This window comes from Psychrobacillus sp. NEAU-3TGS (assembly GCF_029955155.1).
GTDB lineage: Bacteria > Bacillota > Bacilli > Bacillales_A > Planococcaceae > Psychrobacillus.
On the sequence record NZ_JAPNOZ010000011.1, the window covers coordinates 325,401 to 340,300 of the forward strand.

At 38.3% G+C, this 14,900-nt stretch carries 12 protein-coding genes, 1 pseudogene and 1 other annotated feature; of the genes and pseudogenes, 2 read left to right on the plus strand and 11 right to left on the minus strand.

The annotated features are described in order from the left end of the window. Positions 1–48: 48 nt before the first annotated feature. Entirely contained in the window at positions 49–627 is a 579-nt protein-coding gene (locus tag OR571_RS14420) for a glutamate ligase domain-containing protein (protein WP_282243740.1), read from the minus strand. Next, entirely contained in the window at positions 596–1,279 is a 684-nt protein-coding gene (locus tag OR571_RS14425) for a bifunctional folylpolyglutamate synthase/dihydrofolate synthase (protein WP_282243742.1), read from the minus strand. The genes OR571_RS14420 and OR571_RS14425 overlap by 32 nt, the downstream gene beginning before the upstream one ends. A gap of 88 nt (positions 1,280–1,367) precedes the next feature. On the opposite strand from OR571_RS14425, the gene OR571_RS14430 reads away from it, so the two are divergent. Both OR571_RS14430 and OR571_RS14435 read left to right on the plus strand, forming a co-directional pair. Continuing rightward, a complete protein-coding gene (locus OR571_RS14430; protein ID WP_282243744.1) occupies positions 1,368–2,246 on the plus strand; it encodes an ATP-grasp domain-containing protein in 879 nt (292 codons plus the stop codon). Continuing rightward, entirely contained in the window at positions 2,243–3,100 is an 858-nt protein-coding gene (locus OR571_RS14435) for an ATP-grasp domain-containing protein (RefSeq protein ID WP_282243746.1), read from the plus strand. Before OR571_RS14430 ends, OR571_RS14435 begins: the two co-directional genes overlap by 4 nt. A 503-nt stretch (positions 3,101–3,603) precedes the next feature. On the opposite strand, the gene OR571_RS14440 is transcribed toward OR571_RS14435, so the two are convergent. From OR571_RS14440 to hemC, 9 genes and pseudogenes are all read right to left on the minus strand, one after another. Continuing rightward, positions 3,604–6,246 (minus strand): valine--tRNA ligase, encoded by a 2,643-nt coding sequence (locus OR571_RS14440; RefSeq protein ID WP_282243748.1) that lies wholly within the window; start codon positions 6,244–6,246, stop codon positions 3,604–3,606. 43 nt (positions 6,247–6,289) lie between these two features. Beyond that, positions 6,290–6,518: a binding site (T-box leader), on the minus strand. Positions 6,519–6,741: 223 nt separating this feature from the next. After that, the gene (locus OR571_RS14450; protein ID WP_282243752.1) at positions 6,742–7,377 is read right to left on the minus strand and encodes a hypothetical protein; all 636 of its coding nucleotides are present in this window, start codon (positions 7,375–7,377) and stop codon (positions 6,742–6,744) included. A 70-nt stretch (positions 7,378–7,447) separates the two neighbouring features. Further along, positions 7,448–8,026 (minus strand): 5' nucleotidase, NT5C type, encoded by a 579-nt coding sequence (locus OR571_RS14455; RefSeq protein ID WP_282243754.1) that lies wholly within the window; start codon positions 8,024–8,026, stop codon positions 7,448–7,450. After that, positions 8,023–9,128 (minus strand): annotated as a pseudogene (gene ribD, locus OR571_RS14460) (bifunctional diaminohydroxyphosphoribosylaminopyrimidine deaminase/5-amino-6-(5-phosphoribosylamino)uracil reductase RibD). Before ribD ends, OR571_RS14455 begins: the two are co-directional and overlap by 4 nt. Further along, entirely contained in the window at positions 9,121–9,879 is a 759-nt protein-coding gene (locus OR571_RS14465) for a GTP cyclohydrolase II (protein WP_282243756.1), read from the minus strand. The pseudogene ribD and the gene OR571_RS14465 overlap by 8 nt, the downstream one beginning before the upstream one ends. A gap of 1,024 nt (positions 9,880–10,903) precedes the next feature. Next, entirely contained in the window at positions 10,904–12,196 is a 1,293-nt protein-coding gene (gene hemL, locus OR571_RS14470) for a glutamate-1-semialdehyde 2,1-aminomutase (protein ID WP_282243758.1), read from the minus strand. Further along, positions 12,196–13,179, minus strand: coding sequence for a porphobilinogen synthase (gene hemB, locus OR571_RS14475; protein WP_282243760.1), 984 nt, complete (start codon positions 13,177–13,179; stop codon positions 12,196–12,198). Before hemB ends, hemL begins: the two co-directional genes overlap by 1 nt. After that, positions 13,176–13,940 carry a uroporphyrinogen-III synthase gene (locus OR571_RS14480; RefSeq protein ID WP_282243762.1) on the minus strand — a complete coding sequence of 255 codons (765 nt, stop codon included), beginning with the start codon at positions 13,938–13,940 and terminating at the stop codon, positions 13,176–13,178. The genes hemB and OR571_RS14480 overlap by 4 nt, the downstream gene beginning before the upstream one ends. Further along, positions 13,933–14,862, minus strand: a complete 930-nt coding sequence (gene hemC, locus OR571_RS14485; protein WP_282243764.1) for a hydroxymethylbilane synthase — start codon at positions 14,860–14,862, stop codon at positions 13,933–13,935. Before hemC ends, OR571_RS14480 begins: the two co-directional genes overlap by 8 nt. Positions 14,863–14,900 lie beyond the last annotated feature (38 nt).

The window sequence follows — 14,900 nt, forward strand, 5'->3', positions numbered from 1 at the left end:
CGTTTTTTCTTCACCTTCATTGTACACGAAATTTATAGAATATTTAAATTACCATTTAACTATTTTTGCTCTTATTTCTGTAAGGAAATATAGAGAACCTGTGACAATAGTTATATCGGAATTATCATTATTCTTTAAATGTATTTTACTTATATCTTTAGTAATACATTTTTCACTGTGTAAACTGTGTTTGTATAAAATGGAAGCCGATAGTGCTCGCTCATGATGAAAGTTCACAAATTGAAAAGAGGTTGCAACTTCCTCTAATTTTCTTAGCATATATATATAATCCTTGTCTTTCAAGATGCCAACGATAAAGTGGATATTTTTGTTCGGAAAAACATCTTTAATTGTTTCTACTAATGCATCTATACTTGCCTCGTTATGCGCACCATCAAAATAAACGTTTTCTTCTACTCTTTCCATTCTACCTAGTAAGCTTGCTTTTTTTACAGCTTGTTGAACAGCACTTTCCTTTAACAAAACTCCACTTTCTATAAGTGCAGTGATTGCTAAGGCCATATTGGATAATTGATGTTTGCCTAACATTTGAGGATATAAATCTGTGAATGTAGTAGTTTTTCCATATCTATACTTATTTTCGTGTATAGAAAAGTTTTTTTTCAAATTCCAAAATACTTGCGTTTTGTTCTCTAGCAACTTCATGAACAATATGTTTTGCACGCTCTGAAAGTGCACCTATTATTAATTTGCTGTTAGCTTTAATTATCCCTGCTTTATGCCAACTTATTTGTTCGATCGTATCTCCTAAGAAATTCGTATGATCGATAGATATGCTCGGAATTACGGCGATAGATTGTTCCATAACATTGGTACTGTCCAATCTTCCCCCCATGCCCGTCTCGATAAAAACTAAATCTAGTTGGATTTGTTCAAAAACGAGAAATGCAATGACAGTTAACAATTCAAAATCAGTTAACATGCCACTTAGCTCAGCCAATTGCATTTTTCGAAATGCCTCGTCCATCTGTTGCTCCGTTACGTTTTGTCCGTTTAGCTGAATTTGATCATGCACATCTATAATACTCGGGGAAGTAAAGGTTCCATAAGTAAGACCATGTTCTTTGGCAAGCGCACTTAAAAAGGCAATGGTCGATCCTTTTCCATTTGTACCAGCCACATGGATAACACGATGCTTATTTTGTATATCTCCTAGTTTTTTTAATGCTTTTTGTATGGATTTAAGCCCTGGTTTTATCACTGTTTCACTCTCTATATTCCACTTTTTTTTGTACATATTAAAATTTGTTATTTCCATGCACCTTACCCTACTTTCGTGTTTGTTCTTTTCGTGCTAAACTTCTTATGAACACCATTATAACACGCAATCGAAGGGGTCTTTCATTATGCAAACATGTTGGATTGTATACAACGGTAGTCTTACTCATGATAAATTTATCGAACAAGCGCTCCTCCTTCAAGAAGCTGCTGAAAAACAAGGAATCCAAGCAATATTAGTGAAGAACTATGAGCTGCTTATCAATGTCCAGGAATACTTATCAACGAGACCTGATTTTGTCGTCTTTCTCGATAAAGATATATTACTGGCCAAATATTTAAAAAACCAAGGCATTCCTGTTTTTAATGATCCGAATGTCATTGAAATTTGTGACAATAAAGCGCAGCAATATCTCGCTTTAGCTCAAGCATTAGTGCCAATGCCCTTAACAATTATTGCACCGAAAGTGTATCCCGAATTTTCGATTGTGCACACAGGTTATTATGAACAAGTGATAGAAAAATTGAAACTTCCTATGATTATAAAAGAAGCACACGGATCATTTGGAATGCGTGTCTATTTAATCGAAACTAGAGAGCAATTTTACGAGAAAGTAGAAGAACTTAGAGGGATTGAATACGTATTCCAACAATTTATTGAAAACAGTCGTGGACGAGATATACGCGTAAATGTTGTCGGCGGAGAAGTTGTCGCTTGCATGCATCGTCAATCTGAAACTGATTTTCGTGCCAATATAACAAACGGCGGATCTGCCTCCCCTATTATTTTGACGGAAAGACAAAAAGAAGTAGCCATTCAAGCTGCCGCTGCATTAAACGCTGAATTTGCGGGAGTCGATTTGTTATTTGGCGAGGATGAGGAACCATTAGTATGTGAAGTGAACGGCGTTGCCCATATTCGCAATCTTTATAATGTGACGGGTATCAATGTTGGAGACTATATGATTAGTTATATACTTTCTAAAGTTGGAGCAGTTACGATATGAACGGCTTATTGATTTATGAATTAAAAGAAATCGAGCGAAATAGAAGTTTTATAGATAGACTAATTACGGCCGCAAAGAGCCATGGAATCACTCTTACAGTTATAGAAGATCAAAACCCAGTAATTCCAGAAACTGATTTCATCTTTTTTAGAACTAGGCATCCTAAGCTTGCTAAGAAATTAGAGCAACTCGGGATTCCAATATTTAATCGGGCAGAAGTTAACGTGATAGCTAACAATAAATTAAAAGCCATTCAGCTAGTACAGCTACTAGGAATAGCCACTGTCCCAACAAAGAAAGTACAGAATATATATGATATCAGCGAATATCCAATAGTATTAAAAACGGTTGATGGATATGGTGGAACACAGGTAGAGCTTAGTCAAACAAAAGAAGATGCCCTACTCTTCCTAGAAAAACACGAAACGCAAACAATCATCGCACAAACATATATCGAAACAAACGCAACAGATGTACGCGTATTTATGTTAGGCGATGAAGTTGTTGGTGCTGTAAAACGCATCGGTGCTGAAAATAGCTTCAAATCTAACTTCACACTTGGCGGTACCGTCGAAAAATATATACTAAATAATGAGCAAGCTACAGATGTTCAAAAAATCGCTAAGGCTTTGAAGAGTGATTATATCGGAATAGACTTTCTTCTTCTTCCAGATGGAACTTGGTTATTCAATGAAATCGAAGATCCGGTTGGAGCAAGGTCCTATTTCGCAACGACTGGTGAAGACATTGCGATCCCGATTATGAATCATATAAATAAAAAATTAACTGAAAAAAGAGCGCGCCGATTGATAATTGGCCGCGCTCTTTTTTTACCAGAAATATGGATATTATAACTAAATGCGTTATTTTTACAACTAAATCATCCAAAATTCCAACTAAACCTCAAAATTTCCAACTAAAACCTCTTTTTTTTACAACTAAACTCGATTCTCTATCTAAAGTAGAATCTAGTCGGTTAATAAGTGGCTGTACTCATTTTAACGCGCGCTCTTTTTTTACCAGAAATATGGATATTACAACTAAATGCGCTATTTTTACAACTAAATCATCCAAAATTCCAACTAAACCTCAAAATTTTCCAACTAAAACCTCTTTTATTACAACTAAACTTGATTCCCTATCTAAAGTAGAATCTAGCCGGTTAATAAGTGGCTGTACTCATTTTAACGCGCGCTCTTTTTTCACCATAAATATGGATATTACAACTAAATGCGCTATTTTTACAACTAAATCATCCAAAATTCCAACTAAACCTCCAAATTTTCCAACTAAAACCCCCAAAATTCCAACTAAAAAGAGTGAGCGGGCATACTTTACGCCCACTCACTCTTTTTTCTCATAGATTTTTCAATTCTTCTAAACGCTTTAACACAGTTGCGTGTTTTTCTAGATAATCTTGTTCTTTTGCACGTTCTTCGGCGACAACTGCTTCTGGGGCTTTGGATACGAAGCGTTCATTGGATAGTTTTCCTTGAACTAGCTTCACTTCTTTTGCCCATTTTTCTAATTCTTTTTCTAGACGAGCTTTTTCTGCATCAATATCGATTAATCCTTGAAGTGGAAGGTATAAAACTGCTCCAGTTACAACAGCAGACATCGATTGTCCAGGTGCTTCTAAATCTTGCCCGATTACAAGCGGTTCTGGGTTACAGAAGCGCTCTAAATATTTTGCGTTTGCTTCAAGTACTGCTAGCGTATCTGTATCTTTTGCAGAAATGTATAACGGTACTTTTTTGCTCATTGGCGTTTGTACTTCTGAGCGGATATTACGTACTGCACGAATAATTTCTGCAAGTAATTTCATGCTAGCTGCTTCTTCTTTATTGGAAAGGGCTTCGTTTACAGTCGGCCAAGCTGCTAATGTAATAGACTCCCCTTCGTGCGGTAGGTTTTGCCAAATTTCTTCTGTGATAAATGGCATGAATGGGTGAAGAAGTCTCATTGTATTATCTAAAACATATGCTAATACAGAGCGAGTCATTTTCTTCGCTTCTTCATCGTCTCCGTTTAGTGGAAGCTTAGACATTTCAATATACCAGTCACAGAAATCATCCCAGATGAAGTTATATAGCGCACGGCCTACTTCACCGAATTCATATCTGTCTGAAAGTCTTGTTACTTGCTCGATCGTTTCGTTTAGACGTGTTAAAATCCATGCATCGGCAACTGATTTTTTGCCATCTAGATTGATTTCTTCAAATTTCAAACCGTCCATATTCATCAATGCAAAGCGAGATGCATTCCAGATTTTATTGGCAAAGTTCCAAACTGCTTCTACTTTTTCTGTAGAATATCGCAAATCTTGGCCTGGAGATGAACCTGTGCTTAAGAAATAACGTAGAGAATCGGCACCGTATTGGTCGATTACGTCCATTGGGTCTATACCGTTACCAAGCGATTTAGACATTTTCCGTCCATCTTCTGCACGAACAAGTCCGTGGATTAAAACGTCATCGAATGGACGAGTTCCTGTAAATTCAACCCCTTGGAAAATCATACGAGAAACCCAGAAGAATATAATATCATAACCGGTTACAAGTGCATTCGTTGGATAGTACTTTTTGAACTCTTCGTTTTCAGCGTTCGGCCAGCCGAGTGTGGAGAATGGCCATAGCGCAGAGGAGAACCAAGTATCTAGCACGTCTTCGTCTTGATCCCAGTTTTCTGCGTCAAGAGGAGCTTCGTGTCCAACATACACTTCGCCTGTTTCTTTATGGTACCAAGCTGGAATTCGATGACCCCACCATAATTGGCGAGAGATACACCAATCGTGAATATTTTCCATCCAGTTTAAATAAGTTTTTTCAAAGCGGTCAGGTACGAAGTTTACTTTTTCTTCAGCTTGTTGTAACTTAACTGCTTCTTCTGCAAGCGGCTGCATTTTAACGAACCATTGTAAGGATAAATACGGCTCTACAACTGCTCCACTACGCTCTGAATGCCCAACTGAGTGAAGATGTTCTTCAATTTTGAATAAAACACCTGCATCCTGTAAATCTTTGACGATTTGCTTACGACAATCAAAACGATCCATTCCGTCGTAGGATGCTGCGTTTTTATTCATCGTACCGTCTTCATTCATAACTAGGATTCGTTCTAAATTATGACGATTTCCAATTTCAAAGTCGTTCGGATCATGTGCAGGTGTAATTTTCACTGCTCCACTACCAAATTCCATATCTACGTAGTCGTCTCCAACGATTGGAATTTCACGGCCAACGATAGGTAGCTTAACTGTTTTACCGATTAAATGTTTATAGCGTTCATCTTCAGGATGTACGGCAACTGCAGTATCACCAAGCATCGTTTCTGGTCTAGTTGTTGCAATATCAATAGAACCAGTACCATCCGTTAGGGGGTAATGCATATGATAGAATGCACCCTGTACATCTTTATGAATTACTTCGATATCAGATAGTGCCGTTTTTGTTGCAGGATCCCAGTTAATAATGTATTCACCACGGTAAATTAGACCTTTGTTGTACAGCTTAACGAAAACTTCTTTTACAGCATTCGATAAACCTTCGTCTAATGTGAAACGCTCACGTGAATAGTCTAGACCAAGTCCGAGCTTTGCCCATTGCGAACGGATATGACCAGCATATTCTTCTTTCCATTTCCATGTTTCTTCGACGAACTTTTCACGACCTAAATCATAGCGAGAAATATTTTCTGAACGCAGTTTTTCTTCTACTTTTGCTTGTGTAGCAATACCTGCGTGGTCCATTCCTGGTAACCAAAGTGTATCGTACCCTTGCATACGTTTCATACGTGTCAGAATATCTTGTAGAGTAGTATCCCAAGCGTGGCCTAAATGTAATTTTCCAGTTACGTTTGGTGGTGGAATTACGATTGTATATGGTTTCTTATCACTTTCTGGGTGTGCTTCGAAGAATTTCCCTTCTAGCCACCACTCATATCGACCTTTTTCAATCGACTGAGGATCGTACTTTGTTGGCATCGTCGTTTCATTTGTCATAATTTTTCCTCCTAAAAAAGAATATAAAAAACTCCTGTCGTCATTAAAGGACGAAGGAGTTTGTTCGCGGTACCACCTTTATTCGCAGATGCCAAAAAATGCGCATCACGCTCTCAATTCGATAACGGCTTCAAACCGGCATTTGCTACTATTAGTTCACAAAGGCTGCTCATGGGCTACCTTCAAATGGTAGTTAACAGAAACATTTCAGCAAGTTGTTTCCTTTCTTTTGATAACCAAGTCATTTTACTCTTCCCATTCATTGCATCATTATTTAGATGTCAATATTGTACCTAATCTTATCATATGTCGTCAAGTCAAGTCTCGTGAAAGGAGAATATTATGAAAAGAAAAGGCTATAACCCTTATTTGTTACCTGATTGGTTGCGCAAAACACGTTTTTATTGCAAAGGTTTCATCATTCCTATTTGTGGTTTTCAGCTAATACGTGTATTAATCGTACCTACCACTTGGGATTTTCTATTACTTGTTTTGTTACTCCTCATCTGTTTTCTGTTTTACAGAGACATAATTTGATGGATAGGAAACCTTGGAGTAACCATCGGCTAAATCTAAAATGAATTGAAGTTCAGACTCTTCTCTTGTTGTGCTTTCGTTTTCATTCGTGTCTTCTGTATTTTTTTCTTTAACATCTTTTTCTTCCAGAATAGGTTCCAATTCTATTTTCTTTTCGATCTCAATTTCGATCTCTACTGCTTCCTCATTGGGACCTTCAAATTCGCAATTAACAGACCATGCAATTTCAATTGCTGCATGCTCTGTGGTTTTCGCATTTACATGTTGAACATTCAAAGTAGGTGAACTGCCTGCCCGTAATTTTTCTTTTGGAATATCTATACTCATTGGTACGGCATATTCAAAATAACCGACTTCGCCTTGTACATCTAAATCTTCAATTTCTGTAATTTCACTTGTTGCATGATGGGCATGTTCACCTTCTTCGAACTCAACATGACAGGTAATATGATAGATCCCCACTATTTGGATCGATTCTTCTGTTTCTTGTTGTTCAAATTGTGGAGTAACTGCCACCGTTCTTATATCTTTTGGCACACCGAAGCTTGCAGGAAAAAGAAACTGTTCTTTTACATCCCAATTTTTCACTTCCATTTGTCATCCTCCTTCATATAGGACAACTTATGAAAAAGAAGGTACGAATAGAACAGCGATTCTTTAGCAATTATCTTAAATTTTCAGCTTCCCCTATTAGCTGCTTCCATTCGGCCCAATCTGAAAATCTTGGAATGGTTAGATGCTCATTATAGGATTGAGTTTTCACAAATACTTTCGTGTCACAGTTAGCCAATGTATTTAATACATCTGGTTTGTCATCGAAATAATAATCTAACTGCAATTTTTTAATAATATTTACTTTTTCTTGATCTTTCATTCCACAATAGAAATTTTCATCTTTCACCGGAAAACCTTGTTCTTCTAGCCATTTTTTTGTTCGCTCCCCATGTTCAGGCGGGCGAGCAGTAATATAAAAAATATCATGTCCTTCTTTCGTTAATTGTTGCAACAATTCCACTGCACCTATATAAGGTGGACAGTTAGTATAATATATTTCTTCTAAAGAGCTGTTCCACATCTTGGAGCCTTCCTCTGCAGTCATACCAAAAGGCTCGTGTATTTCCACTTTATTTAACGCATGAAAAATTTCAAGAGCAATGTTTTGATTGAGTATTTTATTATAAACGTGGAAAGCGTGCTCCCGAAGGTTAATCAATGTATCGTCAATATCAAATCCAAATCTCATTCTGTTATCCCTCTTTTATAAACTGGATATCCGACAAACTTAAAATCTTTTCCGATTTTAACAACGTCCGTATCCACTAGTTCTACTGCATCGTTCATACTTTCGATGCCGGTACCTCCCATAAATGAAGGAGCATTAATCCCACCAATTAATTTTGGAGCAATATAAATAATTGCCTTATCGATTAATTTGTTTTCCAAAAATGCAGCATTAATTGTGCCTCCACCTTCTATAAGTAAAGAAGAAATCGATTTTTCTCCTAAAATGGTGACGACTTCAAGTGGATCTACATGCTTTGGAGTAGAAGTATGGAATATAGATATACCTATTTTTTCTAGAGCCTCTTTCTTTTTTTCATCATAGCTTGCACTAGTGAAAATCCAAGTATCTGCAAGCTTATCTGTAACTAATTTTGATTCTAGGGGTATTTTCAATGAAGAATCCAGTACAATTCGGAGTGGATTTCGTCCATTCGGGATACGAGTCGTTAACTCAGGATTGTCTGCAATAACCGTGTTAACCCCTACTAATATTGCCATATGCTCATTGCGTAGATGATGTACGTCGTGTCTAGCCTCTTCTGAAGTAATCCATTTACTATGGCCTGTATGAGAAGCTATTTTACCATCTAGAGTAATCCCCGATTTTAAAGTAACGAATGGTTTATTTTCTACGATGAATTTATTAAACACCTCATTCATCTTGCGTGAAGCCTCTTCTTCCACACCAACAATAACGTCAATACCCGCATCTTCCAAGATTTTGACTCCTCGTCCAGATACGATAGGATTCGGATCTAACGTTGCAATGACTACCGTTTGTATACCTGCTTTTACGATGGCCTCTGCACATGGGCCAGTTCGACCGTGATGAGAGCAAGGTTCGAGCGTTACATAGATAGTAGCCCCTTTTGTTTTATCTCCCGCCATTTGAATTGCATGAATTTCTGCATGAGGTTCGCCCGCCTTCATATGTGCCCCTACACCAACGATACGATTATCATTACAATCACCGCTCCAACGAGTGGATTCGGATCTGTTTGTCCTTTCATCGCTTGCGCATTTTGAAGCGCAAGATTCATATAAAACGCATGATTAGTCATGTAGGAATGTACCTGCTTCCTCCAAATGTCCAGAGCGGTTGATTTTCGTTTGTAAGTATGACTCATTATATTCCGATATATCACCCCATAAAGGAGTACGACCAGAAACGGGAAGTCCTGCGTCTTGCAATGCTTTTAACTTTTTCGGATTATTGGTGATCAATGTTACTGGTTTTGAACGCAATGCTTTTAGCACTTCAATTGCATCGCTATAATTTCTTGAATCATCGACAAAACCTAGTTTTTCGTTTGCTTCTACTGTATCGGAACCATTTTCTTGAAGGATATAAGCCATTGCCTTACTAAACAAGCCAATTCCTCTACCTTCGTGATTGGCTAAATAAAATAATGCTCCTGATCCATTGTCCACAATCATTTGCATCGATTGTTTCAATTGGAAGCCACAATCACATCGTTTGCTTCCAAAAATATCGCCAGTATGGCAAATGGAATGCATACGGATTAACGCCTCTTCATCCTGCTGGAAATCCCCATAAACGAGAACACTCGATTGTTGATATTCAGCCAAATTAGCAGAAGATAAGTTGTCTATAATTTGTCCGATATCCTCTGTTTCTTCCTTGCTATTTAACCAGCAATACCACTGGAAAATCACTGTTTCTCCATGTAAGTTAACAGGCAAGCGAATTGGTCCAACTAAGTAGATCGATCCTTCTGTAGCCTTAAGTACTTGTATTTTATCTTTTAAAACATTAATGGCATCGTTTGTAACGGTTTGAATATTAACCATGATTAATTCCTCTTTTCTTCGTAACTAAATTGCATTTTCATTTATAGTATTCTTCATTAATTACTTTTCGTAAGCAATTATATTTTAGTAATCATATTATGTCAAATATGTTTGACTAAAAAACTTAAAGGGCTTACTTTGTTTGGCATTATAGGGATAAAGTGTCTTAGAGGTTGAATGAAATGTCCGCTGGAATTTTCGCTACAGGATGGACGCTTTCTGCGGGTACGGCTTCCATCTCCTCGTCGCTCTGAAAACAAATGCTCCTGCTGTTACTCGTCGCAAAGACATTGGTCAAACAAAGTTCGACCAATGTCTTTCCTGCGGGGCTTTTAGCTCGTACTTTTCCCGCTGGAGTCGCCATCCTTTCGCTCCAATCCAGTAGAGTTTGCCACTTATTCAGAAATAATGCACTAAATCCAAACTTATCTCACATTTACTATAAGTAAAATCACATGCAAAGTTGAATGGGACAGACTATCAAGCAATGGATATCAAGTTATTGGAAGCTATTTCTTCTTAAATGACTAATAGTAACAATATGCTATATTGTTTTACTAAAACACTACCAGGTGGATGCTCCTAAACTTAGTGTGCTATTTATATACAAAGTAGTCTGCAAGTTCCATTGATTGAAGCGCAAGGCGGCGACACCTGTGGGATCAGCGGGACAGGTTAGACCCCGCAGGAAGCGCTAGCGACGAGGAGGCTCACCGCCCGCCCCACGGTAAGCGTCCGCCTGAAGCGCAAATCTTAGTATCTTTATAATGCAATATCCCCATAATATGAACTACCTCGTTGCACTATTATCCAGTTAATGACTAAGAGCAATCAATTCTATTCGGAATCAACTAAATCAGCATAAGAGCAACCAAATCACTAGTGAAAGCAACCATTTCATAAAATCAGAGTAAGATGAAGATGCAGATAATTACATTGCTGTATCCCTATATAATACCAGACCTTCTTCTTCCTATCCCCAAAAAGATAAAAAAGGACCTTGCATTTACAAGGCCCTTCGTTATTATCTTGCTAATTTTTCGAATACTGTATGGAATGCTTGTACTGTTTTTTCAATATGTGCTTCTGTATGGGCACTTGATAAGAACAAGCCTTCAAATTGAGAAGGTGGTAGATAAATACCTTCCTCTGCCATTAGACGGAAATACTTAGCGAATAGCTCCAGATCAGATGTTTTTGCTGTATCAAAATTAATTACGTTTTCATTTGTAAAGAAGAACCCAATCATTGAACCAGCACGATTTACTGTATGGGGAATATTATATTTGGTTGCTGCTTCTCGGAAGCCTTTTTCTAATTGGTCACCTAGTTTAATGAAATAGTCATATGTTTCCTCATTTAAACGAGAAAGTGTTTCGTACCCTGCTGTCATCGCAAGGGGATTCCCAGAAAGTGTACCAGCTTGATATACAGGACCGCTTGGTGCAATCATTTCCATGATTTCTCGCTTTCCACCAAAAGCACCAACAGGTAGACCGCCGCCGATTACTTTTCCAAGACAAGTCAAATCTGGTGTGATTCCAAAATAACCTTGTGCACAATTATAACCAACTCGGAATCCAGTCATTACTTCATCAAAGATTAACAAAGTTCCATTTTGCTCTGTTAACTGGCGAAGCTCTTCTAAAAAGCCTTCAACTGGTGGAACAACGCCCATATTTCCTGCTACAGGCTCTAAAATAACTGCTGCTAAATCATCACCAAAGTTCTCGAATACGTGACGAACACTTTCTAAGTCATTATAAGGTACCGCAATCGTGTTTTTCGCAATCGATTCAGGAACACCAGGACTATCAGGTAAACCAAGCGTAGCGACTCCAGAACCAGCTTTAATAAGGAGGCTATCTCCATGACCGTGATAACTACCTTCAAATTTCAATATTTTATTTCTACCTGTATATCCACGAGCTAAACGAAGTGCACTCATTGTCGCTTCTGTACCAGAAGAAACCATGCGAACCATCTCGATAGAAGGTACTCGGTCCATTACAAGTTTAGCAAGCTTGTTTTCGATTATTGTCGAAGCACCAAAGCTTGTACCAGTTTCCGCTACTTTTTGGATAGCTTTCACTACGTTCGGCTCTGTATGGCCTAAAATAAGGGGACCCCATGACAATACATAATCGATGTATTCATTGCCATCGATGTCTGTTAAAATGGCACCTTTACCACTTTCCATGAAAATTGGATCCATATCAACGGATTTAAATGCACGAACTGGGCTGTTTACGCCGCCTGGCATTAGTTCTTTTGCTTCTGTAAACGCTTGTTTAGATAAGTCATATGATTTTGTCATTATTTCTCCTCCAACCAACGTGCAACGTCTTTTGCATGATATGTTAAGATAATATCTGCTCCGGCACGTTTCATTCCTGTTAACGTTTCTAGTACTGTTTCTTTTTCGTTAATCCAGCCGTTAATCGCAGCTGCTTTGACCATTGCATATTCCCCGCTTACATTATAAGCAACGATCGGTAAGTCAAAGTTATTTTTCACATCACGGATAATATCTAAATAGGAAAGGGCTGGCTTCACGATTAACATATCCGCACCCTCTTCGATATCAGATGATGCTTCACGGATTGCTTCCATGCGATTAGAGTAATCCATTTGATACGTTTTGCGATCTCCGAATTTTGGCGCTCCATCAGCCGCTTCACGGAATGGGCCATAATACGCGGAAGCATATTTCACCGCATAAGACATAATTGGTACATCTGCGAATCCTGCAGCATCCAAACCGTGACGAATAGCCGTAACAAAGCCGTCCATCATATTCGAAGGGGCAATAATGTCTGCACCTGCTTCTGCTTGGCTTATTGCTGTTTTAGCTAATAAATCAAGAGAAGGATCATTCAAAATACGCTCATTTGCATCTACTACCCCACAATGTCCATGGTCTGTAAATTCACATAGACAAGTATCTGCGATGACTACCAAGTGAGGATGACGTTCTTTTATGAAACGGATTGCTTTTTGGACAATTCCGTGATCGTGATATGCTTGTGTTCCAACTGCATCTTTTTCTGCAGGAAGTCCAAATAGAATAACAGAAGGAATACCTAGTGATACTACTTCATCTATTTCCTCTGCTAGACGATCTAAAGAAAATTGGAAAACACCAGGCATAGAAGCTACTGCGTTTTTAATATTTTCCCCATCTATTACGAAAATCGGGTAGATTAAATCTTCTTTATGTAAATATGTTTCTTTGACCATTGCTCTTATACCAGCTGTTTTTCTTAAACGACGGTGACGTTGAAATACTAATTCTGTCATTGTGCTCTTCCTTTCCACTCTGCTAATTTATTTACTACATCTAATAACGTGTATGTCTTCGGCATGACTTGTACGGTCGCCCCTAATGATTCTAAATAGTTTTTCGTAATATGACCAATAGTACATATGGTGAATCGATCATAACCTGTATGAACTCCTATACTTCGATGAAATACACTTGCAGTAGACGGACTTGTGAAGATAATTGAACAACCCTCTCCACTTTCCAGTAGTGCTCGAACTTGTTCCGAGTTTTCATCTACTTCCACCGTTTCGTATATTGTCCATGTATCAATTACATTTGATAACCCATCAACTATGGTGTTTTTAGCCAGATTGCCTTTAAAGAACAGACAATTTTCATGTGCTGCAGAAACTGTTGGAAACTCTTGTACAAAAACATCTGCACTAAATACAGTAGGTGTAAAACTTACTTGAAAACCTAGGCTTTCTATGGCACATGCCGTTTTTGAACCAACAACTGCAATTTTAGATTTAAATGAAGATGCATCTAATTCATATTCTTTTATTTTTGAAAAGAATGCATGCACACTACTTTGACTCGTAAAAATCAACCAATCATATTCGTAACAAGCAAGTAATTTCTGTTTGTCATCTACCGCAACGATTTCCTGTGTCGTGATTAAAGGAGCAATTACTGGATTGCCTCCTAATCGCAACGTTAAATCGACTGCGTCCGAGGATCTTAGTATTCCAGTAAAAATGACATGCTCGCCTTTTAAGGGTTGCCCATTAGTCATTTAAATCTGCCTTTACTTGTTGGATTAAATCATATGCTCCTTGCTCTGTAACTAGGCGCGCTACTTCTTTTCCTACTGTTTCGGCATCCGTTCCCGTTACTACTTCTTTATACACGACAGATGCATCCGGCGCCGCAACTAGTCCGGTCATCGTTATTTTATCGCCATCAATAACCGCATGTCCTGCTATAGGCACTTGGCATCCTCCATCCATAGCAGCCAAAAATGCACGCTCCGCATGTACAGCATCCCAAGTTTCTTTATCCGAAAGCTTCGCAAGCTCTGCAAGCAATTCTGCATCATCTTCGCGACATTCGATTGCTAAAGAACCTTGTCCTACTGCAGGAACACAATCCTCGTGTGACAAATATTCCGTCACTACTTCGTCACTCCAGCCGAGGCGCTTCAGACCCGCTGCTGCTAAAATGATCGCATCATACTCGCCGTCTTGCAGCTTTTGAAGTCTTGTATCCACATTTCCACGAATCCATTTAATCTCGATATCTGGTCGCATTAATAGTAGTTGAGCACTTCTTCTTAAGCTGCTCGTCCCAACAACTGCTCCTGCAGGTAAATCTGCAAATTTCACATGATTTGTTGAGATAAATGCATCTCTTTCATCTACTCGTTTTGGTGTGCAACCCATTACCAATCCTGGTGGCAATACGGAAGGCATATCTTTCATGCTATGTACAGCAAAGTCGATTTCTTTGTCATATAATGCTTGTTCAATTTCTTTTACAAAAAGTCCTTTTCCACCAACTTTAGATAGCGTCACATCTAGAATTTGGTCTCCTTTTGTTACAATCTCTTTTACTTCAAACTCAAAAGGAGCACCCATATCTTTCATTTGCTGTATAAACCAGTTTGTTTGTGTTAAAGCTAACTTACTTCTTCTTGAACCTACAATAATTTTACGCATCTTTTCGCTACCTTTCTATCAATTACGCCTTGGCATAA

Bases quoted from the DNA above. Each gene is read 5' to 3' on its own strand.
- hemB (WP_282243760.1), bottom strand. From the start codon at position 13,179: ATGACAGAATTAGTATTTCAACGTCACCGTCGTTTAAGAAAAACAGCT.
- OR571_RS14465 (WP_282243756.1), bottom strand. From the start codon at position 9,879: ATGGTTAATATTCAAACCGTTACAAACGATGCCATTAATGTTTTAAAA.
- OR571_RS14440 (WP_282243748.1), bottom strand. From the start codon at position 6,246: ATGACAAATGAAACGACGATGCCAACAAAGTACGATCCTCAGTCGATT.
- OR571_RS14430 (WP_282243744.1), top strand. From the start codon at position 1,368: ATGCAAACATGTTGGATTGTATACAACGGTAGTCTTACTCATGATAAA.
- OR571_RS14425 (WP_282243742.1), bottom strand. From the start codon at position 1,279: ATGGAAATAACAAATTTTAATATGTACAAAAAAAAGTGGAATATAGAG.
- OR571_RS14480 (WP_282243762.1), bottom strand. From the start codon at position 13,940: ATGACTAATGGGCAACCCTTAAAAGGCGAGCATGTCATTTTTACTGGA.
- OR571_RS14450 (WP_282243752.1), bottom strand. From the start codon at position 7,377: ATGGAAGTGAAAAATTGGGATGTAAAAGAACAGTTTCTTTTTCCTGCA.
- hemC (WP_282243764.1), bottom strand. From the start codon at position 14,862: ATGCGTAAAATTATTGTAGGTTCAAGAAGAAGTAAGTTAGCTTTAACA.
- OR571_RS14435 (WP_282243746.1), top strand. From the start codon at position 2,243: ATGAACGGCTTATTGATTTATGAATTAAAAGAAATCGAGCGAAATAGA.
- OR571_RS14455 (WP_282243754.1), bottom strand. From the start codon at position 8,026: ATGAGATTTGGATTTGATATTGACGATACATTGATTAACCTTCGGGAG.
- hemL (WP_282243758.1), bottom strand. From the start codon at position 12,196: ATGACAAAATCATATGACTTATCTAAACAAGCGTTTACAGAAGCAAAA.